Origin of the sequence: Pseudomonas capsici (assembly GCF_017165765.1) — a bacterium.
GTDB classification, from domain to species: domain Bacteria; phylum Pseudomonadota; class Gammaproteobacteria; order Pseudomonadales; family Pseudomonadaceae; genus Aquipseudomonas; species Aquipseudomonas capsici.
On record NZ_JAFGZD010000011.1, the window covers coordinates 134,146 to 158,960 of the forward strand.

At 60.1% G+C, this 24,815-nt stretch carries 20 protein-coding genes; 7 read left to right on the plus strand and 13 right to left on the minus strand.

Annotated features, from left to right (window positions below; genetic code table 11):
* Position 1 precedes the first annotated feature (1 nt).
* From JSY17_RS16210 to JSY17_RS16225, 4 genes are read right to left on the minus strand one after another with little or no spacing between them, the layout of a single operon-like run.
* Entirely contained in the window at positions 2-598 is a 597-nt protein-coding gene (locus JSY17_RS16210; RefSeq protein ID WP_206402310.1) for a hypothetical protein, read from the minus strand.
* The gene (locus tag JSY17_RS16215) at positions 595-1,893 is read right to left on the minus strand and encodes a sialidase family protein (RefSeq protein ID WP_206402309.1); all 1,299 of its coding nucleotides are present in this window, start codon (positions 1,891-1,893) and stop codon (positions 595-597) included. Before JSY17_RS16215 ends, JSY17_RS16210 begins: the two co-directional genes overlap by 4 nt.
* 41 nt (positions 1,894-1,934) lie before the next feature.
* Complete coding sequence (locus JSY17_RS16220; RefSeq protein WP_206402308.1) at positions 1,935-2,486, minus strand: cytochrome b/b6 domain-containing protein; 552 nt, start codon at positions 2,484-2,486, stop codon at positions 1,935-1,937.
* The gene (locus tag JSY17_RS16225) at positions 2,486-2,752 is read right to left on the minus strand and encodes a PepSY domain-containing protein (RefSeq protein ID WP_025259114.1); all 267 of its coding nucleotides are present in this window, start codon (positions 2,750-2,752) and stop codon (positions 2,486-2,488) included. The genes JSY17_RS16220 and JSY17_RS16225 overlap by 1 nt, the downstream gene beginning before the upstream one ends.
* 170 nt (positions 2,753-2,922) lie before the next feature.
* On the opposite strand from JSY17_RS16225, the gene JSY17_RS16230 reads away from it, so the two are divergent.
* Both JSY17_RS16230 and JSY17_RS16235 read left to right on the plus strand, forming a co-directional pair.
* Positions 2,923-3,585 (plus strand): response regulator, encoded by a 663-nt coding sequence (locus JSY17_RS16230; RefSeq protein ID WP_117167547.1) that lies wholly within the window; start codon positions 2,923-2,925, stop codon positions 3,583-3,585.
* Positions 3,582-4,958 carry an ATP-binding protein gene (locus tag JSY17_RS16235; protein ID WP_200999294.1) on the plus strand — a complete coding sequence of 459 codons (1,377 nt, stop codon included), beginning with the start codon at positions 3,582-3,584 and terminating at the stop codon, positions 4,956-4,958. Before JSY17_RS16230 ends, JSY17_RS16235 begins: the two co-directional genes overlap by 4 nt.
* 143 nt (positions 4,959-5,101) lie before the next feature.
* Here the strand turns inward: JSY17_RS16235 and JSY17_RS16240 are convergent, their stop codons facing one another.
* From JSY17_RS16240 to amaB, 3 genes are all read right to left on the minus strand, one after another.
* The gene (locus JSY17_RS16240; RefSeq protein ID WP_206402306.1) at positions 5,102-6,487 is read right to left on the minus strand and encodes an amino acid permease; all 1,386 of its coding nucleotides are present in this window, start codon (positions 6,485-6,487) and stop codon (positions 5,102-5,104) included.
* 279 nt (positions 6,488-6,766) lie between these two features.
* Positions 6,767-8,053, minus strand: a complete 1,287-nt coding sequence (gene amaA / locus JSY17_RS16245; RefSeq protein WP_201015978.1) for an L-pipecolate oxidase — start codon at positions 8,051-8,053, stop codon at positions 6,767-6,769.
* 59 nt (positions 8,054-8,112) lie between these two features.
* On the minus strand, positions 8,113-9,603 hold the full coding sequence (gene amaB, locus JSY17_RS16250; protein WP_117167551.1) for an L-piperidine-6-carboxylate dehydrogenase: 1,491 nt from the start codon (positions 9,601-9,603) through the stop codon (positions 8,113-8,115).
* Between the two features lie 145 nt (positions 9,604-9,748).
* Here amaB and JSY17_RS16255 point away from each other — a divergent pair, with 145 nt between their 5' ends.
* The 3 genes from JSY17_RS16255 (at position 9,749) to hglS (ending at position 13,443) form a co-directional block, all read left to right on the plus strand.
* Positions 9,749-10,660, plus strand: a complete 912-nt coding sequence (locus JSY17_RS16255; protein WP_206402304.1) for a LysR family transcriptional regulator — start codon at positions 9,749-9,751, stop codon at positions 10,658-10,660.
* A gap of 140 nt (positions 10,661-10,800) precedes the next feature.
* A complete protein-coding gene (locus JSY17_RS16260; RefSeq protein ID WP_206402302.1) occupies positions 10,801-12,051 on the plus strand; it encodes a 2-aminoadipate transaminase in 1,251 nt (416 codons plus the stop codon).
* A 42-nt stretch (positions 12,052-12,093) separates the two neighbouring features.
* The gene (gene hglS, locus JSY17_RS16265) at positions 12,094-13,443 is read left to right on the plus strand and encodes a 2-oxoadipate dioxygenase/decarboxylase HglS (RefSeq protein WP_206402301.1); all 1,350 of its coding nucleotides are present in this window, start codon (positions 12,094-12,096) and stop codon (positions 13,441-13,443) included.
* Positions 13,444-13,445: 2 nt separating this feature from the next.
* On the opposite strand, the gene JSY17_RS16270 is transcribed toward hglS, so the two are convergent.
* From JSY17_RS16270 to JSY17_RS16290, 5 genes are all read right to left on the minus strand, one after another.
* Positions 13,446-14,168 (minus strand): transporter substrate-binding domain-containing protein, encoded by a 723-nt coding sequence (locus JSY17_RS16270; RefSeq protein ID WP_206402300.1) that lies wholly within the window; start codon positions 14,166-14,168, stop codon positions 13,446-13,448.
* Between the two features lie 18 nt (positions 14,169-14,186).
* The gene (locus JSY17_RS16275; RefSeq protein WP_117183621.1) at positions 14,187-15,509 is read right to left on the minus strand and encodes an MFS transporter; all 1,323 of its coding nucleotides are present in this window, start codon (positions 15,507-15,509) and stop codon (positions 14,187-14,189) included.
* Positions 15,510-15,567: 58 nt separating this feature from the next.
* On the minus strand, positions 15,568-16,620 hold the full coding sequence (locus JSY17_RS16280) for a lactonase family protein (protein ID WP_117183620.1): 1,053 nt from the start codon (positions 16,618-16,620) through the stop codon (positions 15,568-15,570).
* A 282-nt stretch (positions 16,621-16,902) separates the two neighbouring features.
* On the minus strand, positions 16,903-19,581 hold the full coding sequence (gene acnA / locus JSY17_RS16285; RefSeq protein ID WP_206402299.1) for an aconitate hydratase AcnA: 2,679 nt from the start codon (positions 19,579-19,581) through the stop codon (positions 16,903-16,905).
* A gap of 124 nt (positions 19,582-19,705) precedes the next feature.
* Positions 19,706-20,596, minus strand: a complete 891-nt coding sequence (locus JSY17_RS16290) for a LysR family transcriptional regulator (protein ID WP_117183618.1) — start codon at positions 20,594-20,596, stop codon at positions 19,706-19,708.
* Positions 20,597-20,943: 347 nt separating this feature from the next.
* Between JSY17_RS16290 and JSY17_RS16295 the strand changes: the two genes are divergently transcribed.
* The gene (locus JSY17_RS16295) at positions 20,944-22,272 is read left to right on the plus strand and encodes a DUF3100 domain-containing protein (protein WP_201013212.1); all 1,329 of its coding nucleotides are present in this window, start codon (positions 20,944-20,946) and stop codon (positions 22,270-22,272) included.
* A 47-nt stretch (positions 22,273-22,319) separates the two neighbouring features.
* Here JSY17_RS16295 and JSY17_RS16300 read toward each other — a convergent pair whose 3' ends face one another.
* Positions 22,320-23,237 (minus strand): LysR substrate-binding domain-containing protein, encoded by a 918-nt coding sequence (locus JSY17_RS16300; protein WP_117167560.1) that lies wholly within the window; start codon positions 23,235-23,237, stop codon positions 22,320-22,322.
* A 126-nt stretch (positions 23,238-23,363) separates the two neighbouring features.
* On the opposite strand from JSY17_RS16300, the gene JSY17_RS16305 reads away from it, so the two are divergent.
* Complete coding sequence (locus tag JSY17_RS16305; protein WP_200979065.1) at positions 23,364-24,740, plus strand: L-serine ammonia-lyase; 1,377 nt, start codon at positions 23,364-23,366, stop codon at positions 24,738-24,740.
* Positions 24,741-24,815: the final 75 nt, after the last annotated feature.

Below are 24,815 nucleotides of genomic sequence, written 5' to 3' on the forward strand. Positions count from 1 at the left end.
TTCATGCATTTCCGGGTTGTGAGTAGCTGCGATACAGGCGACGTGCAACGAATACCAGCAACGCAATGCAGCCGTACAACGCCAGAAACGGGTCGATCAGGTAATCCCAGTAGTTTTCCGAAGGCTTGATGCGGAAGGTGAAAGCCAGTGTGGCCAGCGCCAGCATCAAGGCCCCCAGATGGCTGCGCAGGTACAGCAACATCAGGGTGAGAACGCCGACCGCGATGATCATCGGCCTTGGGTTGAAGCCCCAGCGGTAGGGATCGAAATAGGTGATGCCCAGCGTGGCCGGGTAGAGAACCAGGGCCAGGGCCGCAAGCACCGACAACACCAACAGGCGCTGGGGAGCCTCGAGTGGCTGGACGAACCCCAGACGCTGGGCAGTCAACCAGACCAGACCGACAAGACTGGGGATCGCCAGGTCATCGCTCAGACTGCGCACATAGGACGCCAGAGACAGGCCATCGATGGAAACCACGCTCGCCAGCGAAGCACTGGCCAGTATCGCCAGACGCCAGCGCTGCGAAGAAGTCCAGGAAGACAGGATCAGAAACAGCACCAGCGCAAACGCCAGGTGTGTCAGCCATTGCGCGATCATAACAAGTGCTCCGCCAGCCAGGCTTCGTTGAAGCTGACATGCTTGATGAAGGTGTTATTCCAGGAGTAGACCAGGTGGTACATACCGTCCGGGCTGCGAATGAAATACGGGTACTCGTATTCAAAATCGCACCCCTGCGGCGAACAGACCCGCTGGTCCAGATTGCTCAGGAACTCGGCTTCCAGAGGCTGACGTCGGGCACCACTGGAGGCCCGGAAACCTTCACCGAGGATTTCCCGATAGGCTTCCAGCGAAAACGGATGCCCCAGCGGATCGGGGGACTTATCCAGATCGATCACCGGACGCCACTGGTTCATCTGCTCATCGGTGCCGTACAGGCTCAGCTTGAAACGACCGTCCCGCAGATCATTGAGGGCCACCAGCAGACCGCGCCCCGGCACACCGACGGCTGCCAGCGACGAGTTGGGGTTGCTCGGCTCAAGCGGGTGCGGCTCGCTCCAGGTCTTGCCGCCATCTTCGGTGCGGCTGGCCAGTACGCGGTGATAGGTATTGCCCGCATAGCGCAGCAACGCCACGGCCCGCTGACCGTCCAGCGGTACAACCGTGGGTTGCAGAGAGTTGGTGCCACGGCTGATGCGGAACTTGTCGATCACGTCACCGCTGGGGCTCAGGTAAAGGTACTCGGCAAACTTGCCCAGAAACTCGTGATAGACCGGCAGGCCGATGGAGCCGTCGGAATGGAATACCGGCGCGGCACGAACCAGAGTGCTGATGTTCAGGAAAGGCGAAGTGATCAACTGCCGCGGCTGCGACCAGGTGGCGCCCATGTCCTGAGAGACCATGGCATTCACCGAACTGCCCGCCCAGCCGCCCACCGATACCGACACATAAAACAGCCAGAGACGCTGATCCGGAGCCAGTGCAATCACCGGATTGCCCAGTTTGCGAATGTATTTGCCCGTACCGGCCTGGGTGGACTCACGGGTTGCGAGCACCTGTTCATTGCCCCACTCACCGGCGCTGGCATCGAACCTGGAGGCACGAATCTCCACATCCCCTGCGCCCTCACGGGAACCGGCGAACCATACCGACATCAGATCACCGCCCGGCAAGGCGGTGACGGCAGATGAGTGAACGAAATCATCGAGATCGGAGGAGGCGAAACGCGAACTGTAGGTCGCCGCGGTAGCAGCGCCCTCGACACTGACCGGCGTCTCACTGACCGCAAAAGGAGAAAGCCTGTGCAGCGGGTGGCTGAGCCAGGCACTGAGAAAGATCAAGACAACAGCAAGGCCTGCGCTCCATGCAGCCAGGTTTCGGGAAATAACAGGCATGAAAATCCAGCACCTTAGCGAAAGGAATTACAGGGGCTATTTCAATTGTTGTTTTCGGGCTGTTCGGGCAATGAACGGCGCTTGCCGGTCAGCATCGACAGCGGCAGGTTGTCACGTACCTGAAAACTCTCGAAGATCGCGGCGGCCATATGCAGCACGACCAGCGCGCAAAGCACATTGGCCAGGGATTCATGGATCTGCAGCGGCCAGTCGGCCCCCCACAAGGCATCCACTTCTTCCATCATCCAGCCGGTCAGGCCGATGGAAAAAATCAGCGCCATCATCAGAACCATGACCAGTGCCCCCAGAGGCGAATGGCCGAGCCGATGAGCAGGTCGCCTGTCGATCAGCGACCGCACATGAGCCCGCAAACGACTCGGGCTCGGCCAGAAGTCACTCCAGCGGGCACTGCGTGGCCCGACGAATCCCCACACCACTCGCACACACAGCCAGGCAACGGCGTAATAGCCGAGCCACACATGCCAGTCGCCACCGGCCTCATTGAAGAAGTAGTTGGCGATGAAGACACCCGCGACAGACAGATGAAACAGCCTGACGAGAGGGTCCCACAGACGCAGGGAAACCCGGCTCATCAGCCTTTGATCTCGGTCTTCACGGCTTTGCCGGATACAGGGTCATGGTAGATTTCGACCTTGCGCTTGTCTTTGTCGAAACCGTAGATCTCGTAGCAGTTGCCGTCGGTGACCTTGAACTTGCTGATCTGGTAACCCTGGGCCTTGAGTTGCTCCTGGAACTTGGCCTGGTCCTGCCACTGGGATTTGTCGGCAGTGGTGCACTGCGGACCGGCAAGTGCCAGAGGGCTGGCCATCAGCAAGGAAATCAGCAGGACTTTACGCATGTTGGATACTCGCAGCAGTTAAGGAGTCGCTACTGTGCGAAAGCAATCTTAGGAAAAGCTTAAGGTGTAACAGGTCGTTACATCTTCTCGACATATGGCTCTACGCGAGTCACGGCCATAACGGCATGATGGCGCCCCGCCCTCCCCCAATCCATTGCCCGGAACCTCTTATGCGTCTGCTTCTGGTGGAAGATGATCGTGCCATCGGCCAAGGCATCAAAGTCGCCCTGAACACCGAGGGCTATACGCTCGACTGGATCGAGGACGGGCTCAGCGCCCTGCATGCCCTGCGCAGCGAACGCTTCGACCTGTTGCTGCTGGATCTCGGTCTGCCACGCCTGGACGGCTTCGATCTGCTGCGCCAGTTGCGCGCCGAACAGCAGTCGCTGCCGGTATTGATCCTGACTGCCCGCGACGGTACTCAGGACCGCATCGCCGGGCTGGATGCCGGTGCGGACGATTATCTGATCAAGCCCTTCGACGTCAACGAACTCAAAGCCCGGGTGCGCGCCCTGCTGCGCCGCAGTCAGGGTCGGGCGCAACCGTTGCTGGAACACGCCGGCATCAGCCTGGATCCGGCCTCGCAGCAAGTCAGTTTTCAGGGCAACGAAGTCCCCATGACGCCCATGGAATATCAACTGCTGCATCAACTGATGATCCGCCCGGGCAAGGTGGTCACCCGCGAGCGCCTGTCCACCACGTTGTATGGCTGGCAGGAGAAGGTCGAAAGCAACACGCTGGAAGTGCTGATCCACAACCTGCGCAAGAAACTGTCCACTGATCTGATCCGCACCGTTCGCGGCGTCGGCTACCTGCTGGAGCTCAAGGCATGACCTCGGTACGCGCACGAATTCTTGCCCCGGTATTGCTGCTGTTGCTGCTGGGCGATCTGATCATCGGCCTGCTGGTGCTGCGCGACAGCCATCACGAAATCGAAGAGGTCTACGACGCCCAGCTGGCGCAGAGTGCCCGCCTGCTGCAAGGCGTGCTGCGCCAGCGGGCCGAGGGCGAAAAGGATCTGAGCAAGCTGTATGAAGCGTTCGACGAAGCCATGAGCCGGGTCGGCACCAGCGGCGTGGCCCATCCTTACGAAACCCGCCTGACCTTCCAGGTCTGGCGTACGTCGGGTGAATTGCTGGTGCGCTCCGCCGAAGCCCCGGTGCTCACTGAGCCGCCCAGGACCGAAGGCTCCCATGACCTGGTGGAAAATGGCCGTGAATGGTGTGGCTTCCTGCTGGCCGATCCGCAGCAGGGTTTCCTGATCTGGGTCGGTGAGCGCGACGATGTGCGCCAGGGCCTCATTCAGATCATCGTCAGCCATACCGTGTGGCCCACCGTGATTGGCGTTCCGCTGCTGATCCTGTCCATCTGGCTGGTCATCGGCTGGGGCCTGCGCCCGCTGCAATCCATGGCGCAGGTGATCCGCAAGCGTGATGCAGAAAGCCTGGAGCCTCTGGCGCTGTCGCCCTTGCCCAAGGAGCTGGAGCCCATGCAGACCGCTCTCAATCGCCTGCTGACCCAGATCGACAATCTGCTGGAACGCGAGCGGCGCTTCATTGCCGATGCCGCCCATGAACTGCGCACCCCCTTGACCGTTCTGCGCATCCACGCACAGAACGCCCGTCAGGCCGAACTCCCGGAACAACGTCTGGAGGCACTGGATTTTCTGGTCAGCGGCGTTGATCGGGCAGCCCGTATCGCCAGTCAGTTGCTGACCATGGCAAGGCTTGAACCGCACTTGAGTCCGGAGCAGCTCAAGACCTTCGAGCTCAATACGTTGGTGCAGGAAGAGATGGCCGAACTCACGCCGCTGGCGCTGGAGAAACGGGTCGAGCTGGTGCTGGAGGCCGATGAGGTGTGCATGATCCACAGCGACCCGGGCGCCATCACCATCGCCTTGCAGAACCTGCTGACCAACGCCCTCAACTTCGCCCCTGCCGCCAGCGAGATCCGGGTGGTGCTGCAACGCCAGGAAGATGGCAGCGCCCGTTTATGCGTCGAGGACGCCGGCCCCGGCATCGACGAGCAACACAAGGCACGTCTGCTTGAGCGCTTCTACAGCCAGGGCAACAGCAATGGCGCGGGATTGGGACTGGCGATTGTCGACATGATCGTGCGCAAGCTGCAAAGCAGCCTGCATCTGCACAATTCGCCCCAGGGCGGGTTGCGGGCGGAGTTGCGGCTTAACAGTGCGCCGATCAGTTAAGGTCAATGAATCGCTTTGGCAGGAGGGGCCTTGGCCGCGACAGCCAGTTCAGGCACCGAAATGTGGTGCCTGCAAGCTGAAGTCGCCAGCAGGCGGCCTCCCACAAAGTAATTTATTGGTCTTGGCCGATCTGCATCAGCCCGTCAGACCCCAGCCGCATAAGCTCCTGTCGCCGTTCTGCGACGCACCAGGGCAATCAGCAGAATCGTCCCGGCAACCGCCGCTGTCATCAGGGTTTCATAGCGGTAGCCGGGGCTGATGAGCATGTAGCCCAGCACCAGAGTGATCAGGCCGATCACCAGCCAGGTCAGCCAGGGAAACAGCCACATCTTGAAGGCAGGCTCCTGACCTTCCCTCTCCAGTTTTCTGCGCATCCGCAACTGGGAGACGGCAATCACCAGATACACCAGCAGCGCAATGGCACCGGTGGTGGACAACAGGAAACCGAACACCTTGCCCGGAAAGGCATAGTTCACGAAACAGCCGACAAAACCTGCCAGCGTGGAAAGAATCACTGCCACGGTCGGCACGCCACTGCCGGAAACCCGCTTGATCTGCGCCGGGGCTTCGCCACGTGCGCCCAAGGAATACAGCATCCGCGAAGCCGTGTAGAGGCCGGAGTTCATGCAACTGGTGACCGCCACGAACACCACGATATCCACCACCATCTTGGCACCCGGCACATTGATGATTTCCAGCGCCCGCTGGAACGACCCTACCTGCAGCAGACGCGGATCGTTCCAGGCCACCAGCGAGACGATGAAGAAGATCGAGAAAATGTAGAAAATTGCGATGCGATAAACCACCAGGTTGGTGGCCCTGCGAATCTTCTCTTTGGGGTTGGCCGTTTCATCGGCGGCGATGGTGACGATTTCTGCGCCGAAGAACGAAAAGATCGTGATCAATACCCCGCCCAGTACCGCGCCGAATCCATTGGGCATGAAGCCGCCGTTCTGCCAGATCTGCGAGACGCCGGAGGTTTCGACCAGTGGCCAGAAGCCCAGCACGGCCAGGGTGCAGACGCCGATAAATGCCAGAATCGCAATCACCTTGACCAGCGCGAACCAGTACTCGAACTCACCGAAATTCTTCACGCTCACCAGGTTGGTACAAGACAGCGTGATCATGATCAAAAAGGCGAACAGCCAGGACGGTACCGAAGGCATCCAGGCGTGCAGGATATCGGCACCGGCAATGGCTTCGACCGGAATGATCAGCACCCAGAACCACCAGTACAGCCAGCCGATGGTAAACCCGGCCCATGGCCCGATGGCCTGTCCGGCATAAGTCGAGAACGAACCGCTGTTGGGATTGGCAATCGCCATTTCACCCAGCATGCGCATCACCAGCAATACCAGCAGCCCGGCAATACCGTAGGAGATCAGAATGGCAGGCCCTGCCGTGGCGATGGCCTTGGATGAGCCGATGAACAGACCGGCACCGATGATGCCGGCAATGGAAATCATTGAAACCTGCCGGGATGTCAGCCCGTGCTTCAGGGAACGGTGCTCTTTCTTGTGGGAAACCATGTTCTACCCTCAACGTTGAGGTTGCACAGGGAGGCCCACAAAGAGGCAGCCCGACGACGCAACCTGTTCTTGAATAAGCATTCTTGTTGGCGCAGTGCTGTCACTGCTTTTATGGGCTTACTTTCAAACGGAATTCAGATAGACCGGATGCCGAAAGACCGCCACGGCAAAGCCGGGCGAAGTATGAAACTTGCCATTTGCATTTCCTTTGATCGATTTCGTACGGCAGCAGAAATTGAATGAGAATTTTGTTGTATGGCGTTTTGTTCTTTTGAAAAATCAGAGCACGACGCGCAGGCATTGCCCGGCGTGATACAGCGTAAAACCGGCATCGTAGGCCAGTGTGCGCAATGAACTGCCCACGACCGCCTTGCTCTTCGAGAAGCTCACTGGCAAAGCCTTGGCATCGTTGCTCAGCAAGTAATCCGCAAAGCATTTGCCCACCAGTGTTCCGGTGGTGACGCCCCGGCCATTGAAACCGGTAGCCGCCAACAGACCGGGAGCAGGCTCGAACAGACGCAACAGATGGTCCGGCGTAAAACCGATACGGCCCGTCCAGGTGCCTTGCCATTCGACCTTGCCCAGTTGCGGGAAGTAGTGCTGCTGGATGCGATCGGCCCACTGACGGATAAACCACAGCGGATAATTGCCGGCATTGCCCAGGCTGCCAAGCACCAGGCGCCCGTGCGCGTCGCGACGAATGCTGCTCAATACCTTGCGGGTATCCCAGGAGCCCTGCCCGCCACGCAGAATGTCTTCCTGCTCGGGACCGGTGAGCGGCTGCGAAGCCACCTGATAGTAGTAACCGGCAAAGATATGATCCTTCACATCGGTCCATTCGCCTTCGGTGTAGGCATTGGAAGCGATGATGACCTTTTCGGCCCGCACACTGCCCTGAGCGGTGCTGACCTTCCAGCCATCTTCCGTGCGTTGCAGACCGGTTACCGGCGAGTCACCGAAGATCGTCCCGCCACGCGCAACCACATTGATTGCCATGCCTGAAACATAAGCCATGGGATTGACGGTCCCGGCCCGGTAGTCCAGCAATGCACCGGCTATCCTGCTGGTCCCGCAAGCCTCTTCACAGGCCTTGCCGGTCAGCAGTTCGACATTGGCGCCACGGCGCTGCCATTGCTCGGCGCGGCTTCGCAGATCAGCCAGACCGCTGGCGTTGTGCGCCATGTGCAGAGTACCGGTACGGGTGTCCTGACAATCGATTCCGTATTTGTCGATGGTGGCAAACACCAGAGCCGGAGCTGCACCCAATGCGCCATTGAGGCGACTGGCCTCGGCGCTGCCCAGGACCTTTTCCAGATCGTCCGGTGCCACCCAGGTACCGGCGTTGACCAGTCCTACGTTACGCCCAGAACCTCCGTGGCCCACCTGATGGGCTTCCACGATACAGACCGACTTGCCGCCCTCGATCAACTGAAGAGCCGCGGACAGACCGGTATAACCGCCGCCGATCACACAAACGTCAGCCGTCCGCTCTCCACTCAACGGCAGATGGCCGGGCCTTTGCGGCGTCAGTTGCTCCCACAGGCACTCTTGACGAAATTGCGTCATTGCAACACTCCAGCCCCATGAAGTTTCAGGCTCGCCGGGCGAGCCTGATGTCCTGTCTGTCAGTCGAAAACGATGCCCTGGGCCAGCGGCAGTTCGCGGGAATAGTTGACGGTATTGGTCTGACGACGCATGTAGGCCTTCCAGGAATCGGAACCGGATTCACGCCCGCCGCCGGTTTCCTTCTCACCACCAAATGCTCCGCCGATCTCTGCACCGCTGGTGCCGATGTTGACGTTGGCAATGCCGCAGTCACTGCCCGCCGCACTCTGGAAAGCCTCGGCTTCACGAAGGTCGGTGGTGAAGATGCAGGACGACAGGCCTTGTGGCACTTCGTTGTTGAGACGCAGTGCTTCCTCGAATTCGTCGTAGGCCAGCACATAGAGAATCGGCGCAAAGGTTTCGTGACGCACGACATCGCTCTGCGCCGGCATCTCGGCAATGGCCGGAGTCACGTAGTAGCCATTGGGGTATTTGTCCTGCAACTGGCGCTCGCCGCCGAAGACCTGGCCACCCTCATCGCGGGCCTTGCCCAGCGCGTCCTGCATGGCTGCAAAAGCCTGCCTGTCGATCAGCGGGCCGATCAGGTTGCCTGCCCGTGGGTCGCCGACCCGTACCTTGGCGTAGGCCGCTTTCACACGCGCAACCACTTCGTCCTTGATGGAGCGATGTACGATCAGGCGACGCAACGTAGTACAGCGCTGGCCGGCAGTGCCTACCGCGCTGAACAGGATGCCGCGTACGGCCAGATCCAGGTCGGCGCTCGGGGCCAGGATCATGGCGTTGTTGCCGCCCAGTTCCAGAATGCTGCGACCGAAACGAGCCGCCACACGCGGACCCACTTCACGCCCCATGCGGGTACTGCCGGTGGCGCTCACCAGCGGTACACGCGGATCATCGACCAGTGCCTCACCGGCTTCACGGTCACCGATGACCAGTTGCGCCAGACCTTCCGGCGCATCGCCGAAGATTTTCAGGGCCTTATCGAACAAGGCCTGGCTGGCCAGAGCGGTCAGCGGGGTTTTCTCGGAAGGCTTCCAGATCACCGGGTTGCCGCACACCAGTGCCAGCGTGGTGTTCCAGGCCCAGACCGCCACCGGGAAGTTGAAGGCACTGATAACACCCACCACGCCCAGCGGATGCCAGGTTTCACGCATATGGTGGCCTGGACGTTCGGAGGCGATGGTCAAGCCGTAAAGCTGACGGGAAAGGCCGACAGCGAAGTCGCAGATATCGATCATTTCCTGCACTTCACCCAGACCTTCCTGAGTGATCTTACCGGCTTCGATGGACACCAGTTCGCCCAGCGCCGCCTTATGTTCGCGCAGCACTTCACCGAAGATGCGCACCAGCTCGCCACGGCGTGGAGCCGGAACCGTGCGCCATTTCAGAAACGCGCTGTGGGCGCGGTCGATGCGGGCCACGACCTGCGCCTTGCCTTCCAGGCTGACGGAGGCAATCTGGCTGCCATCGATAGGGGTGTAGACGGGGTAATCCCCTTCTGTGTAAGCACTTTTCGCTACGCCCAGGCTTTCTAACAAATTGGCAACCACATTGATTCTCCTGCAGATGACACTGGTTGAAATCATTGATGTGGATCAGTATTGACCCGCAACAGTCCTTGTCACAAACGACCATTTAGAAAAACATGATTCCGTTTTGGAATGAACCATCCCGCACGTCAACAGGTAACCGTGAATGTCCAAGCGTTTGATGCCCTCAACGACCGCCTTGCAGTGTTTCGAAGCCTCGGCCCGTCATTTGAGCTTCACTCGCGCTGCCCAGGAATTGCACCTCACCCAGAGCGCCGTGAGTAAGCAGGTCGCGCAGCTGGAAGAGATGCTCTGCCACCCGCTGTTCCAGCGTATCCGCCGCCGTCTGCACCTGACACCGGCGGGCGAGCTGTACATGGCCGAGGTGAACAAGATCCTCATTCAGGTCGATATGTCGAGCCGCTACATCCTGACCTATGGCGGCGAGACAGAGGTACTGAAAATCGCCACCCAGCCGACGTTCGGCGACCGCTGGCTGGTGCCGAATCTCAAGGGCTTCGGCAGCCGGAACCCCGGCATTCATCTGGATATCCGCAGCGAGCTGGAACCCTTCGATCTGGTCAGGGCCAAGGCCGATGTGGCGTTCTTTTTCGGTCAGGGCACCTGGCCCGGAGCCACCTGTATCGAGCTGTTCAAAGAGGAAGTGGTCCCGGTCTGTGCACCGGACCTGCTGGCCAGCAGCGACATCCCCAGCGCCCAGGCTCTGACTGGCCATACCCTCTTGCAATGTACCTCGCGCCCGGAGGCCTGGCATGAATGGTTTCTCGAGCAGAACCTGCATTCGCAAAGCAGCTATCACGGCCCGCGTTTCGACACCTTCTACATGTGCATCCGGGCCGCCCAGGCCGGTTGCGGCATTGCCTTGATTCCTCGCTATCTGGTCAGCGAAGAACTGGCCGAAGGCAAGCTGGTCGTGGCCTGGGATCACCCGATGCAGAGCGATGGCTCGCACTTTCTGGCCCATGCCGAACACGCAGCCGAGGTCCCCAAGGTCAAGGCGTTCGTGGACTGGATAAAACAGCAGGTGAAAGCCCGACATTCAGAATTATTGGAATGACTCGACGATTTTATTTCGTTTGCGGGGCATGTCCGTTGTTCGTTTAGATACACCCGACGTTCAACACAGCAGGATGCCCCTATGTCTTCGCCGAACACCTTCTCCAGAACCCACCGCGATTCGTTGCCGGAGCGTTTCCAGTGAGCAACGAAAATATCAGTGCGTCCATTTCATTCGTTCACCCTGTCACCCTTTCCCACGGCAAAAACGCCGAAGTCTGGGACACGACCGGCAAGCGTTATATCGACTTCGTGGGCGGCATTGGCGTGCTGAACCTGGGCCACTGCAACCCGCTGGTGGTCCAGGCCATTCAGGCGCAGGCCGAAAAGCTGACCCATTACGCCTTCAACGCCACCCCCCATGATCCGTATATCCAGTTCATGAACAAGCTGGAGCAGTTCGTTCCGGTCAGTTTCCCGCTCAGCGGCATGCTCACCAACAGCGGTGCGGAAGCAGCGGAAAACGCCTTGAAGATCGTACGCAGTGTCACCGGGCGCACAGCAGTCATTGCCTTCGATGGTGCCTTTCATGGCCGCACTCTGGCGACCCTGAACCTCAACGGCAAGGTCGCGCCCTACAAGCAGCGCATCGGCGTACTGCCCGGCACGGTCTATCACATTCCTTTTCCGAGCAAGGATACCGGCGTCACCACTGCCGAAGCCTTGAAAGCCATGGATCGTCTGTTCAGCGTCGAACTCGATGTCAGTGACGTGGCCTGCTTTATCTTTGAATCCGTTCAGGGCGAAGGTGGCTTCCTGCCCATGGAACCTGAGTTCGCCCAGGCGCTGCGCAAACTCTGTGATGAGAAGGGCATTGTGTTGATTGCCGACGAGATCCAGTCCGGCTTCGGTCGTACCGGCCAGCGCTTTGCCTTCAGCCGACTGGGGATCGAGCCAGACCTGATTCTGCTCGGCAAAAGCATCGCGGGCGGCATACCGCTGGGCGCAGTGGTGGGCCGCAAGCATCTGCTCGACACCCTGCCCAAAGGCGGCCTGGGCGGGACCTATTCCGGCAACCCCATCGCCTGCGCCGCCGGACTGGCATCGCTGGCCCAAATGAGCGATGAAAACCTGTCGCAGTGGGGCGAAACCCAGGAAAACATCATCGTCAGCCGCTACCGTTCCTGGCAGGAGAAAAAACTCTCACCCTATCTGGGCAGGCTGACCGGCGTCGGCGCCATGCGCGGCATCGAACTCGTCACCCCCGAAGGCAAACCGGGCACCACACAACTTGCCCAGTTGCTGCAACTGGCCAGGGACGCCGGTCTGCTGTTGATGCCCAGCGGCAAGTCACGACACATCATCCGCTTGCTGGCACCGTTGACCATCGAGCCGGATGTACTGAATGAAGGGCTGGATATTTTCGAGCGTTGTCTGGCAGCCCTCGACTGAACCGGGTCTGTTAACTGGAATTTGTGCGGAGAAACGATCCAGATGAGCACTGCAAGTTTTGCAAACCGTGATGAGATTCGAGCCAGCTTTTCCCGCGCCATGTCGCAGATGTACAAGACCGAAGTGCCGCTCTACGGCACCTTGATGGAGCTGGTGTCCGAGGTCAACGACGCGGTCATGACCCATCAGCCCCGGGTGCTGGAAAGCCTGAAGCAGACCGGTGAAATCCAGCGTCTGGACATGGAGCGCCACGGCGCGATCCGGGTCGGCACTGCGCTGGAACTGGCCACCCTCGCCCGCCTGTTCGCGGTGATGGGCATGGAGCCGGTGGGTTATTACGACCTGACACCTGCCGGTGTGCCGGTTCATTCCACGGCGTTTCGCGCGGTACACGAGCAGTCGCTGCAGGTCAGCCCGTTCCGGGTCTTTACTTCGCTGCTGCGCCTTGAACTGATCGAAAACGATGAACTGCGCACCTTTGCCGCAGAGGTCCTGGCCAGGCGGATGATCTTTACGCCCGGAACCTTGGCGCTGATTGAACGGCACGAGCAACAAGGCGGCCTGAGCGAGTCGGACGCTGAGGAATTCGTCCAGCAGGCTCTGGAAACCTTCCGCTGGCACAACAGCGCGACGGTTTCGTTGCAGGACTACAAACGGCTCAATGCCCAGCACCGTCTGATTGCCGATGTCGTAGCCTTCAGAGGCCCGCATATCAACCACCTGACCCCGCGCACTCTGGATATCGACGCCGTTCAGGCCGGCATGCCCGGCAAAGGCATCACGCCCAAGGCCGTGGTGGAAGGCCCGCCCCGTCGCCAGTGCCCGATCCTGTTGCGCCAGACCAGCTTCAAGGCACTGGAAGAAGCCATCACCTTCAGTGGCGAATCGGGCAGTCATTCGGCACGCTTCGGTGAAATCGAACAACGCGGCGCAGCGCTCACGCCCAAGGGCCGGACGCTGTACGACCAGTTACTGAATGCCGCCCGTGACGAACTGGGCGAATTTCCCAACGAGGCCAACTCGGTGCGCTATGCGCAACTGCTGGAAAAAACTTTCCAGGCCTTCCCCGACAGCTATCAGGAAATGCGCGACCAGGATCTGGCCTACTTCCGCTACTTCGCCACCGGAAAAGGCCCCGTCCCGCAGAGCGGTGATCTGGAGCAGTTGATAAAGGACGGCCATATTCGCTTCGAGCCGCTGGTGTATGAAGACTTCCTGCCGGTCAGCGCAGCGGGCATCTTCCAGTCCAACCTGGGTGACGACTCGCAGTCGCATTACGCGACCAGTTCCAGTCAGGACGACTTCCAGAAAGCCCTTGGCCGCCCGACCATCAATGAACTGAAACTGTATGCCGATACCCAGCGCCGGTCTCTGGAGGCACTGGGGCTATAACCTCAAGGGACGGTCACATCCGCCTGGCCACTTTCGACCAGTGCGCTTTTGACAAAACCCTCGGCCTTCCTGCGCTCGACAAAGGCCCTGACAAACGCCGCGCCAGCCTCACACTGGCGCGGTACGGCCATGGCCTGGCGGATGGAGGTGAATGCACCGTCCAGTACGCGATAGCGCGCATCGCTGGCCGCGACCTTTTCCAGCGGCTGGCGCACACCTGCTGCCGCATCCAGGCCTTGTTCGATGAACAGGTCCACAGCCCCGGCGGAAGTTTCCGCTCGTTCCAGCCGGGCATTTTTCAGGGTGCGACTCAGATACAGGTCATAAGCCGCGCCCTTGCCTACTGCAATCCCGATATCAGGTTGATCAAGCTCTTCGACCGAAACGTAAGGCGCCTGGGTCTTCACCAGATAGGTGCCTTCGATAATCACATAAGGCTCACTGAACGCGACCTGCTCTTCCCGAACCGGCTCGATGGCCAGGAACGCGATATTCCAGACACCTTCGGACAGCGCCGCGAACACCTTGCCCGCCGCATCGAAGGTCACCATTTCCAGACGCACGCCCAGCTCCTGTGCCAACGCCTTGGCCAAAGCGACCGATACACCTTGCGGCGAACCATCCGGCGCTTTCTGGGCCAGCACCGGATTGCCGAAATTGATGGCAGCGCGCAGCACACCCTGAGGGGCCAGATCGTTGATTACTGCCGGGCTGATCGAACTCATCGAATTCTCCTCGAATGCTTAACGGGCTTGCTGGCCCAGGGCCTGACCTTCGTCGGCAGGCGGATTGGTGACACGCATCAGGATGGTCATCAGGAAACCTGCCAGCAACAACGCAGATAGAAACAGTAACCCATTGGAAGCGCTCTGGCTGGTGCCTTTGACCAGACCGATCAACGATGGGCCTACAAAGCCGCCCAGGTTGCCGATGGAGTTGATCACGGCGATGGAAACCGCCGCTGTCGAACGGGTCAGGAACAGTGTCGGCAAGGCCCAGAAGGGAGACTTGAAGCTGTAGAGGCCCGACAGGCTCAGACAGATCATGGCCATTGCCAGAACCGGACTCTGCAAGGCACCCGCCCCCATCAGGCCTAGCGCCGCCACCAGCAGCGGAATCGCCGAATGCAGCTTGCGCTCGTTGCGTCGGTCGGAGCTGCGCGACCAGACGATCATCGCCACGGTGGCGACGATATAAGGCAGCATCGCAATCAGGCCGATCTGTGTATGGGTCAAGGAGTCGGAAAAGCCTTTGATGATCTGCGGCATCCAGTAGCCAATCCCGAGGCTGCCGCACTGATAGACGAAGTAGATGAACGACAGATAGAGGACCTTGGGATTGGTCATGGTCTTGTAGACGCTCAGGCTCTTCACGTTCTTGCGGCTTTGACGATCGCGTTCGAGTTCGTCCACCAGCCAGGCCTTTTCCTCGGGCTTGAGCCACTTGGCCTGCTCGGGACGGTCCGTGAGATAGAACAGACAAGCGATGCCCAGAAAAACCGCCGGGATGCCTTCAAGGAACAGCATCCAGCGCCAGCCGCTCCAGTTGAACCAGGTCACGTTGTCCATGATCCAGGTGCTCAAGGGCGCACCGATGATGTAGCTCACCGGAATCGCCGCCGTGAACAGCGCCACAGTGGTCGCCAGTTCCTTGGAGCGAAACCAGAAAGTCAGGTAGACAATGATGCCAGGGAAGAAACCCGCCTCGGCCACGCCCAGCAGAAAGCGCAACACATAAAGCTGGCTGGCGTTCTGGGCAAAGGCCGTCAGGGCCGCAATGAAACCCCAGGTCACCAGAATGCGTGCAATCCAGACCCGGGCACCGAACTTGTTGAGCATCACGTTGCTGGGGACTTCAAACAGAAAATAACCGATGAAGAAAATCCCCGAGATGAATCCGAAGGCTTCACTGGTCAGGGCCAGTTCCTTGTTCATTTGCAGCGCCGCATAACCGATATTGGCGCGGTCCAGATACGAAACGATGTACAGCAGGAAGACAAACGGAATGATCCGCAGGGTGACTTTGCGGACGACCGCAGTTTCGTCGATTGCAGTGTTGTTATTCATGGCGACCTCACGGGATGCGGGGCAGTGCCTGCATCCATTGTTTTTATAGTGTTGCGCTTTATGCGGTAAAAACCATGCACACCGGGCTGCCGGTGGAAATCGAGAATCCGGTCTTGCTCAGCCCACCCTTTTTCGCATCGACCGCCATCGAGACGATGGTGTCGCTGTCCTCGTTGAGTGCAAACAGGAATCGCTCGTTGGGCGTCAGGGTAAAGAAACGCGGCGTCTTGCCATCGGTAGCGATGAATTCCACCGGGCTCAGCATGCCGGTGCCTTCGTCGATGACAAATGCCGCGACACTGTCGTAGCCGCGATTGGAGGCATAGAGAAAGCGTCCGCGACGATCGATCTGGATCTCCGATGCCCGGCTGTTGCCGGTAAAGGTCGCAGGCAGCGAAGGCAGCACCTGAATGGCCTTGAGCGCGCCGCTCGAAGCGTCGAAGCGGTAAGTCGTGACCGTCGAATCCAGCTCATTGATGGCATAGGCAAAAGGTGCGCCGGGATGCAGCACCACATGCCGCGGGCCTGCACCTTCGCGGGTGGCTACGAACGGTTGGTCGGCCGGGTAGAGCTTGCCGTTGTCGAAGCGGAAACTGAAGATCCGGTCCAGCCCCTTGTCCGGCACCAGCACGAAATGGCCGGACGGGTCGAAGGGGTTGAAGTGCGGCTTGGAGAACGGCTGCTCGATCCGGTGCGGCCCCAGCGGCCCTTCGAGCTTGAGCAACTGGTTCAAGGTGCCGAGGGAACCGTCTTCGGCAACATTGAGCACCGCCAGCGAACCGCCGATGTGGTTGGACACCACCAGAAAGCGTTCGCTGGGGTCGAGTGCCAGATGCACCGGGTTCTTGCCTTCGCAGCTTTGCCGGTTGAGGAACGTCAGCCTGCCCGTGGCCTTGTCGATGCTGAAGGCGCTGACCTCACTCTGGTCGCCATGCACGGTATACAGCCGGTCATTGGCGCGATTGAGTGCCAGAAAGGACGGATTGACCAGATCCTTCAGCACCTGGACCGGCTTGAGGGTGCCCTGCTCCTGATCCACTTCATAAACCGTGATGCCTTCGCCACGGGCATTGCGCTCACGAGTGGTCCTTGACCCGACATATGCGTACATGGGGGTTGTTCTCCGGGTAGCCTTGGGTTGTCTGTTCAATGTTTCAGTCGCGTCTGCGCGTCCGGTCGGTACCAGGGATGCGAGCACCGCGAAGCCGGCGGCGGTGCCCATGTGCCTGATAAGCGTGCGCCGGGTGAGACCGGCCCCCGTGGGGTGAATGGCAGGCGCGCAAGGGCCTGCGTCTGTGTCGTCGCTGTGCATGTTTGCCTTCCTTATTATTGTTGATTGCAAAACTCGTAGTGCCGATCACCTGAGGCTGTGGGAGGCCGCTTGCTGGCGACTTCAGTGCCGGGTGCGCTTGACCACCTTGCGAATCACGAACGGCAACACGCCGCCATGGGTGAGGTAGCGAATCTCCTGCAACGAGTCGATACGCACCGACAGCTCGACCTGACGGGGCTCCCGTTCGGCATGCAGAATGCTCAGCACGACCGGGTTATCGCCGACCACCAGCCCGTCGAGGCCACTGAAATCCAGATGCTCGGTGCCATCGAGATGCAGGTCTGCAACCGTTTGCCCGGCCTGGAACTGCAGAGGAATCACCCCCATGCCAATCAGGTTGCTGCGGTGAATGCGCTCGATGCTGCGAGCCACCACGGCCTTTACGCCCAGCAGGGCCTGGGCCTTGGCTGCCCAGTCACGGCTTGAGCCTGCGCCGTAATTGATCCCGGCGAAAACCACCATGGGCGTATGGCTGCTCGCGTAACTTTGCGCAGCCATGAACAGCGGCAGACACTCGCTGTGGTCTGCATTCCAGGCCCAGACACCCGGTCCTGGCTGCGTACCGTCCAACAGCAGATTCCTGACCGAGGCATTGGTGAACGCGCCCCGCAACATGACTTCGTGATTGCTGCGCCGCGTGGAGTACTGATTGAGGTCCTGCGGGTCCTCGCCCCGCTCCAGCAACCATTGGCCGGCCAGACTGGCAGCAGGAATGGCACCGGCAGGCGAGATATGGTCGGTGGTGACGTTATCGCCCAGCACCATCAGCACCCGTGCATCACGAATCCCCAGGCTGGCCTTGGGTTCGAGACCGATATCCGTCAGGTACCGAGGGCGACGCAGGTAGGTGGATTGCGGACTCCATGGAAACTGCACGCTGCCCTCGGCAGACAGTGCCTGCCAATGGCTCGTGCCGTCCCAGACGGTTTCCAGACGCTTGCGAAAGAACTCCGGCCTGACCACGCCCAGCGCCAGCTCTGCGACATCCGCATCGCTGGGCATCAGATCCCGCAGATACACCGGCTGGCCATTGCTCTCATGCCCCAGCGGCTGCGACTCAAGATCGATATCGATAGTGCCGGCAATGGCATAAGCCACGCACAGCGCCGGAGAAGCCAGATAACCCGCTGGCACCTTCGGATTGACCCGCCCCTCGAAATTGCGGTTGCCCGACAGCACCACCACGCCCTTGAGGCCTTGATCGGCAAAGGCTTCGACATGCTCTTCAAGCTTGCCGGAGTTGCCGATGCAGGTCATGCAGCCAAAGCCTGCCAGATCGAAACCCAGTGCCGAGAAATCCGCCAGCAGGTCGGCCTGCTGCAGGTAATCCGCGACCACTTGGGAGCCTGGAGAGAGTGACGTCTTGACCCATGGCTTGCGCTTCAAGCCCAGACTGCGTGCCTTGCGGGCCAGTAATCCGGCCTGGATCATCTGCGACGGGTTGGCTGTGTTGGTGCAACTGGTAATCGCCGACAGCACCACGGCGCCATGGGTAATGGGCTCTTGAAACGAGGGCTCGAAAAAGGTCTGGGCAACAGGCCCGGCAATCAGATCGGTACCGCCCAGCACTTCGTCGCGAAAAGACGCAGCGGCACTGGAAAGCGTCTGCCGTTGATGGGGCTGATGCGGGCCGGCCACGCTGGGCTCGATGCTCGCCAGATCCAGTTCGATCAGTTCGTCGAACTCGGGTTCGGCCAGCTCATCACGCCGCCAGAGACCCTGCGCATTCATGTAGCTGACGATTCTGGAACGTAACTCCCGGGAGCGGCCACTCAACTCCAGGTACGACAGCGTTTCATCGTCGAACGGGAAGAACACTACGGTCGCGCCATACTCGGGCGCCATATTAGAGACAGTACCGCGCGCCGCCCAACTGAGGGTCGAAAGGCCCGGCCCGGTAAACTCGACGAACTTGCCCACCACCTTGCGCTGACGAAGGATCTGCGCAACATGCAGGGAAAGATCGGTGGCGGTGACGCCGGGGCGCATCACATTGCTGACGCGAATGCCGATCACCTGTGGAAAGCTGATCGGTACCGGCTCCCCGACCATCGCCGCCTGCCCTTCCAGACCGCCCACACCCCAGCCCAGCACGCCGATGGCATTGATCATCGGCGTATGGCTGTCGGTGGCGACCATATCGTCAGGATGCAGCAGACGCTGGCCATCCTCGGTGCGACTTTCCCAGACCACCTGCGCCAGGGCTTCCATGTTCATCTGGTGGATGATTCCGGTGCCCGGCGGAATGACGCCAAAGTTGTCGAGGCTTTTCTGCGCCCACTTGATGAAACGATAACGTTCGCTGTTGCGCCGGAAGTCGATATCCAGGTTCTGCTGCACCGAATCAGGCTGCGCATAGCTTTCGACGATGACCGAGTGATCGATGGTCAGGACCGCCGGGATGGACGGATTCATCGCCTGAGGATCGCCGCCCAGTTCCGCAACGACATCGCGCATGCCCGCGAAATCGGCCAGCGCAGGCAGACAGGTGGTGTCGTGGAACATCAGGCGGTTGGGCTGAAACGGCACTTCGCAGTCGGGGCCGTGATCCACCGCCCGGGCCAGTACCGAAGGCAAGGCCTCGGGAGCACAGCGAGCGACGTTTTCCAGCAGGATTCGGATCGAATAAGGCAACTTCGCCAATTGCTCGGACGAAAGCATCTTGTGCAAGTCGACAAAAGCAAACTGCTCATGGTCGATGACCAGATGGTTGATCAGGTCGTGGGCGATCTCGGTCATACGCTTGGGCTCGGCTTTTTATAGTATTCGCGGCACTGACACCGCTATGCAGCCGATACTAGGAGCACTGCCCACGGATGAAAATTGAAGTCTCGCCAAGGCAGCGTTCGCCGATGGAGAACGCTCAGTCGGTAACGAGCCTGAAGTTGTCGATCAGGGTCTTCAGGGTCGGCGAGGCCGCTTCGTACTTTCTGAACACCAGCAACAGCGAGCGTTGTGCCCAGGCCTCGTCCAGCGTCACCGCCTTGAGCCTGTGGCTGCGCAGGTATTGCCTGATCACACTGCGAGGCAGAATCGCCAGCCCGAGCCCGGCTCCCACCATCCGGCACATGCAGTCGAAACTGCTGATACGGATTCTGAGTCGCAGGTCCATGCCCAGCTTTTGCGCCTCGCTGGTCAGCAGGGTGTGCATGGAGCTTTCCAGATGCGGCCCGACGAACTCGTGCTCCAGCGCCTCCTGGAAACGCACGGACTTGCGCGTCGCCAGAACATGATCGGCAGGCACCACCAGCGTCAGCTCATCGTTGCGATAAGGCACGGTTTCCAGCCCCTGAGCAGCCGTCTGCGCAGCAATGATGCCCAAGTCCGCCCGACCGTCTGCCACGGCACGAATCACCGCAGAGCCGACCCGCTCCTCGATATCGAATTTGATCTGCGGATACAGGGCGACGAACCCGGCCACGTCATCGGGCAGAAACTGCGAGAGCGCCGAGGTGATGGCATGAATCCGCACATGACCCTTGACCCCGCTGGCGTACTCCCCGAGTTCGGTATCCAGTTGCGCGAGGGTCTGCTTGAGCTGGCGCGCATGGAACAGCATCGACTGACCCGCCGGTGTCAGCTCGACCCCTCGTGCGTTGCGTAACAGCAAGGGCGAACCGACCTGGGCCTCCAGATCTGTGATGCGCTTGCTGATGGCCGATACCGCCAGATGCCTGATGCGCGCAGCACGGGTCAGGTTGCGCTCTTCGGCAACAGTGATGAAAACGTCCAGGCTGGTCAGGTCGTAACGCAATGGGGAGTCCTCGCAGAGGGGTGGTGCATTAAACAGGATTTCACGCCTCTCTTCGCGCCTGCAGCGGCTGAAAGCCCTACTTTCTGTGTTCTGATTAAGGCAACGATAAATAAAGTTCGCAATATTGGTGTGCCGCATGCTGCTCTGCATACTCGCAGCAAAGGTTCAAAGCAGCCTGGGCCGATATCACTCTGCGGCCTTACAAGAATATTCAGCCCCACAAGGGTTTCCATGGGCACCATGGACTTTTAAAGCTGCCCCGGGCGCTCACAACGCGCCCTCCTGAAAAGCACAACAACGATTGATAAGGCCTGTTAAAAGGTCATTCAGCAGGCAAGGGGATCATCATGCAACACTCACAGGCCGCAGTGGCGGGTGACAAACAGGCTGTTTCAGCCACCGTAAAACTGTATATCTGGGCCGCGATCATCCTTATCGTCGCCGAAATGATCGGCGCCATCAGTATCCCTCTGGGCCCGGGCAAAGTCGTCTTGCTACCCATGGTCTGGGCACTGGTACTGGGCGCGGTGATCGGTATCGCCAGCCGCCGGATGCCAGGCACCATCGGTGTCGACCACGCCACGCAACTGCGCTCGGCTTCCATCCTGCAACCTGCCCTGCTGATTTTCATCGCCAAGCTCGGTCTGGTGGTCGGCGGTTCGCTGCCGGTGGTGTTCGCTTCCGGCTGGGCACTGCTGTTCCAGGAGTTCGGCCATTTCGTCGGCACGGTGATTCTCGGCCTGCCCGTCGCGCTGATGCTGGGCATCAAGCGTGAAGCCATCGGCGCGACCTTCTCGGTCGGTCGTGAGCCGAGCCTGGCGATCATCGGCGAACGCTATGGCATGGACTCTCCCGAGGGGCGCGGCGTACTGGCCGAATACCTGACCGGCACCCTGTTCGGCGCGCTGTTCATTGCTATCGTGGCCGGCTTCATCACCAGCCTCGGCATCTTCCATCCCAACTCCCTGGCCATGGGCTCGGGCATCGGCTCGGGCAGCATGATGGCCGCCGCCGCTGGCGCCATTGCCGCTCAGCAAACGCCGGAAGTGGCCAAGGAAGTCATGACGCTGGCGGCAGCCTCCAACCTGATCACCACCACCATCGGCACCTACTTCACCCTGTTCATTTCCCTGCCGCTGGCGGTCTGGGGCTATCGGGTGCTGGAACCGCTGATCGGTCGTACCACCAAGGCCTCCATCAGCGAAGAAAACATCAGCAGCAAGGACGTCTCCCTGGATGTTCCGGAGCTGAGCTGGGCCGGCAAGGTCAGCGCATGGCTGGCAGCCGGTGCGCTGGCGCTGATCGCCAACTATGTCGGTTACAAGACCCTGTCTTCCGATGCCTTCACCGGCATGGGCATCATGATCTTCTGTACCTTCGTGGGTGAAATGCTCTGCAGCCTGCTGCGTCGCAAGATCCCGGCGGTATGCACGGTGTCGCTGGTGGCAATGTTCCTGACCTCACCTGCCTGCCCGTTCGCCGCGGAAATCACTCGCCTGACCAGCACGATCAACATGCTGGCGGTGATTACCCCGATGCTGGCCTTCGCCGGTCTGTCGATTGCCAAGGATCTGCCAGCGTTCCGGCGCCTGGGCTGGAGGATCGTACTGGTATCGTTCCTCGCCAACTTCGGCACATTCATCGGTGCCGTGCTGATCGCTGAAATGTTCCATTGATCCGACCCGCTGAACACTGAAAGGGCGCGTCGATTGACGCGCCCTTTTCATTTGCCCGGTACGGCTTCGCTCACCAGCCAGTCATGCACTGCACGCCTGGACGGTGTGCTCAGTGCGCCTTCGCGATAGGCCAGCACGTACTTCTTCTTGGCCTTGATCGGATGCCCGAAAGGCACGATCAACGAGCCCTGCTCCAGTTCGTCGGTGATCAGCGTCTTGCGCGCAATGGCCACGCCCATGCCCATTCTCGCCGCATCGATGGTCAGGTGATTGCGGTTGAAGGTATGCCCGCGCCGCACATCGATCCCGGCTGCACCGATAGCCGCCAGATAGAACTCCCACTCGGCATATTCGTAGCTGCCACGCCAGGCCGTGATGTCGTGCAACAGCGGAAAATGCACCAGTTGGCTGGGCGTATCCAGAGGCGGTTTGCCTTCCAGCAGCGCTGGCGAGCAGACAGGGAACAGCTCTTCTTCCAGCAAGGGCGTGGTCATCAGACCCGGATAGCTGCCGTCGTTGAGGTCGATGGCCAGATCGAAGTCGTCGTCCCGCAAAGAGCCGCTGCTGTCTTCGGCAATGATCCGCAACTGGATGTCCGGGAAAGCCTCCTGTAAGCGTGGCAGACGCGGCATCAGCCATTTGCCGAGAAACGAAGGAATGCAGCGCAGCTTGAACACGCCGCCGATTCGCCCGGAATGCAGCAGGCGCAATTCATCGCTGATTCGGCTCTGCACTTCGTTGGCCACCAGCGCCAGCCGCTGCCCTTCGGCGGTCAACTCAAGCCCGCGCCCGACCCGGTGAAACAGGGCAAAGCCCAGACGCTCTTCGAGCTGACGCATCTGCTGGCTGATGGCACCGGGAGTGACATGCAGCTCTTCGGCACAACGGGTGAAGGAAAGATGCCTGGCCGCACAGGCGAACACTTGTAACCAGGCGTGCATCTGCGCGTTGAAAATTCTGCTCATTGAAGAGTTCCGCTAAAGCGTTGCATAGGAACAATCGTTTGTCGTTTGGAAGCCCGCGGCCAAATATGAGCACCATGAACAGGGAGTCCATGGCTCCCATGGAAACTCATTTGCAGGACCTCCGTGATGGCTATCAGCGTCTTCGACATGTTCAAAATCGGCATTGGCCCCTCCAGTTCTCACACCGTAGGACCGATGCGGGCCGGTGTACTGTTTGTGACCGACCTGCGCGAGCGCAACCTGCTGCATAGCGTAGAACGGATCGAAGTGCGATTGTACGGATCTCTTTCGGCAACAGGCATCGGTCACAGCAGCGATCGTGCGACTGTCATGGGTTTAATGGGCGAATGGCCAGACCGGATCGACCCGAGCCAGGTCAATCAACGCATCGACGCCCTGCTGGAAAACGGCCAGTTGCTGCTGGCCGGCGAGCGGGAAATCAACTTCCTCTGGCAGCGCGACATGTGTCTGCTGGACGAAAGCCTGCCCTATCACCCCAACGGCATGACGCTGTGCGCCTATGGGCCGACCGGCGAGCTTTACGAGCAGACCTACTATTCGGTCGGTGGCGGTTTCGTGATCGACGCCGCACAGGCCGCCAGCGGTGTGCTGGACAACGATGACACCGTGCTGCCTTATGACTTTTCCAGCGGTGCCGAATTGCTCAGGTTGTGCAAGACCCACGGCCTGAGCGTTTCCGAACTGATGATGGCCAACGAAAAGGCCTGGCGCAGCGAGGAGGAAATCCGCGAGAAGATCATGGTCATCTGGGAAGCGATGCGTGATTGCGTGAACAAGGGCCTGAGCGAAACCGGCATTCTGCCCGGCGGCCTGAAGGTTCGTCGTCGTGCCTATCGTCTGCATCAGAACCTGCAGAATCTGGATAACCCCAACGTGATCGGCTCGACCCTCAGCGCCATGGAGTGGGTCAACCTCTTCGCTCTGGCGGTGAACGAAGAAAACGCTGCCGGTGGCCGCATGGTGACGGCACCCACCAATGGCGCAGCAGGCATCGTGCCTGCGGTGCTGCATTACTTCATGAAATTCAACCCGGCCGCCAATGACGACGACGTGGTGCGCTTCTTCCTCAGCGCCGCTGCGGTGGGCATTCTGTGCAAGAAAAACGCTTCCATCTCGGGTGCGGAAGTGGGCTGCCAGGGTGAAGTCGGATCGGCCTGCGCCATGGCAGCGGCCGGGCTGGCAGAGATTCTCGGAGCCTCGCCGGAGCAAGTGGAAAACGCAGCGGAAATCGGCCTTGAACACAACCTGGGCCTGACCTGCGACCCGGTCGGCGGGCTGGTGCAGGTGCCGTGCATCGAGCGCAACGCGATTGCAGCCGTGAAAGCCATCAATGCCGCACAAATGGCCCTGCGCGGCGATGGCGAACACTTCATCTCACTGGATCACGCCATCCGCACCATGCGCGACACCGGTGCCGACATGCACGACAAATACAAGGAAACGTCACGGGGCGGGTTGGCGGTGAATCTGGTGGAGTGCTGATTGAAGTCGTCGCGGCCAAGGCCCCTCCCACTGAAATTGTGGAAGGGGCCTTGGCCGCGACAGTGACATGAAATG

What these genes read in the sequence shown, in the direction of transcription:
- JSY17_RS16220 (WP_206402308.1), bottom strand. Translation starts at nt 2,486, where the DNA reads ATGAGCCGGGTTTCCCTGCGTCTGTGGGACCCTCTCGTCAGGCTGTTT.
- JSY17_RS16240 (WP_206402306.1), bottom strand. Translation starts at nt 6,487, where the DNA reads ATGGTTTCCCACAAGAAAGAGCACCGTTCCCTGAAGCACGGGCTGACA.
- JSY17_RS16230 (WP_117167547.1), top strand. Translation starts at nt 2,923, where the DNA reads ATGCGTCTGCTTCTGGTGGAAGATGATCGTGCCATCGGCCAAGGCATC.
- JSY17_RS16255 (WP_206402304.1), top strand. Translation starts at nt 9,749, where the DNA reads ATGTCCAAGCGTTTGATGCCCTCAACGACCGCCTTGCAGTGTTTCGAA.
- JSY17_RS16235 (WP_200999294.1), top strand. Translation starts at nt 3,582, where the DNA reads ATGACCTCGGTACGCGCACGAATTCTTGCCCCGGTATTGCTGCTGTTG.
- acnA (WP_206402299.1), bottom strand. Translation starts at nt 19,581, where the DNA reads ATGACCGAGATCGCCCACGACCTGATCAACCATCTGGTCATCGACCAT.
- JSY17_RS16305 (WP_200979065.1), top strand. Translation starts at nt 23,364, where the DNA reads ATGGCTATCAGCGTCTTCGACATGTTCAAAATCGGCATTGGCCCCTCC.
- JSY17_RS16280 (WP_117183620.1), bottom strand. Translation starts at nt 16,620, where the DNA reads ATGTACGCATATGTCGGGTCAAGGACCACTCGTGAGCGCAATGCCCGT.
- JSY17_RS16300 (WP_117167560.1), bottom strand. Translation starts at nt 23,237, where the DNA reads ATGAGCAGAATTTTCAACGCGCAGATGCACGCCTGGTTACAAGTGTTC.
- amaA (WP_201015978.1), bottom strand. Translation starts at nt 8,053, where the DNA reads ATGACGCAATTTCGTCAAGAGTGCCTGTGGGAGCAACTGACGCCGCAA.
- JSY17_RS16275 (WP_117183621.1), bottom strand. Translation starts at nt 15,509, where the DNA reads ATGAATAACAACACTGCAATCGACGAAACTGCGGTCGTCCGCAAAGTC.
- hglS (WP_206402301.1), top strand. Translation starts at nt 12,094, where the DNA reads ATGAGCACTGCAAGTTTTGCAAACCGTGATGAGATTCGAGCCAGCTTT.
- JSY17_RS16270 (WP_206402300.1), bottom strand. Translation starts at nt 14,168, where the DNA reads ATGAGTTCGATCAGCCCGGCAGTAATCAACGATCTGGCCCCTCAGGGT.
- JSY17_RS16215 (WP_206402309.1), bottom strand. Translation starts at nt 1,893, where the DNA reads ATGCCTGTTATTTCCCGAAACCTGGCTGCATGGAGCGCAGGCCTTGCT.
- JSY17_RS16295 (WP_201013212.1), top strand. Translation starts at nt 20,944, where the DNA reads ATGCAACACTCACAGGCCGCAGTGGCGGGTGACAAACAGGCTGTTTCA.
- JSY17_RS16225 (WP_025259114.1), bottom strand. Translation starts at nt 2,752, where the DNA reads ATGCGTAAAGTCCTGCTGATTTCCTTGCTGATGGCCAGCCCTCTGGCA.
- JSY17_RS16210 (WP_206402310.1), bottom strand. Translation starts at nt 598, where the DNA reads ATGATCGCGCAATGGCTGACACACCTGGCGTTTGCGCTGGTGCTGTTT.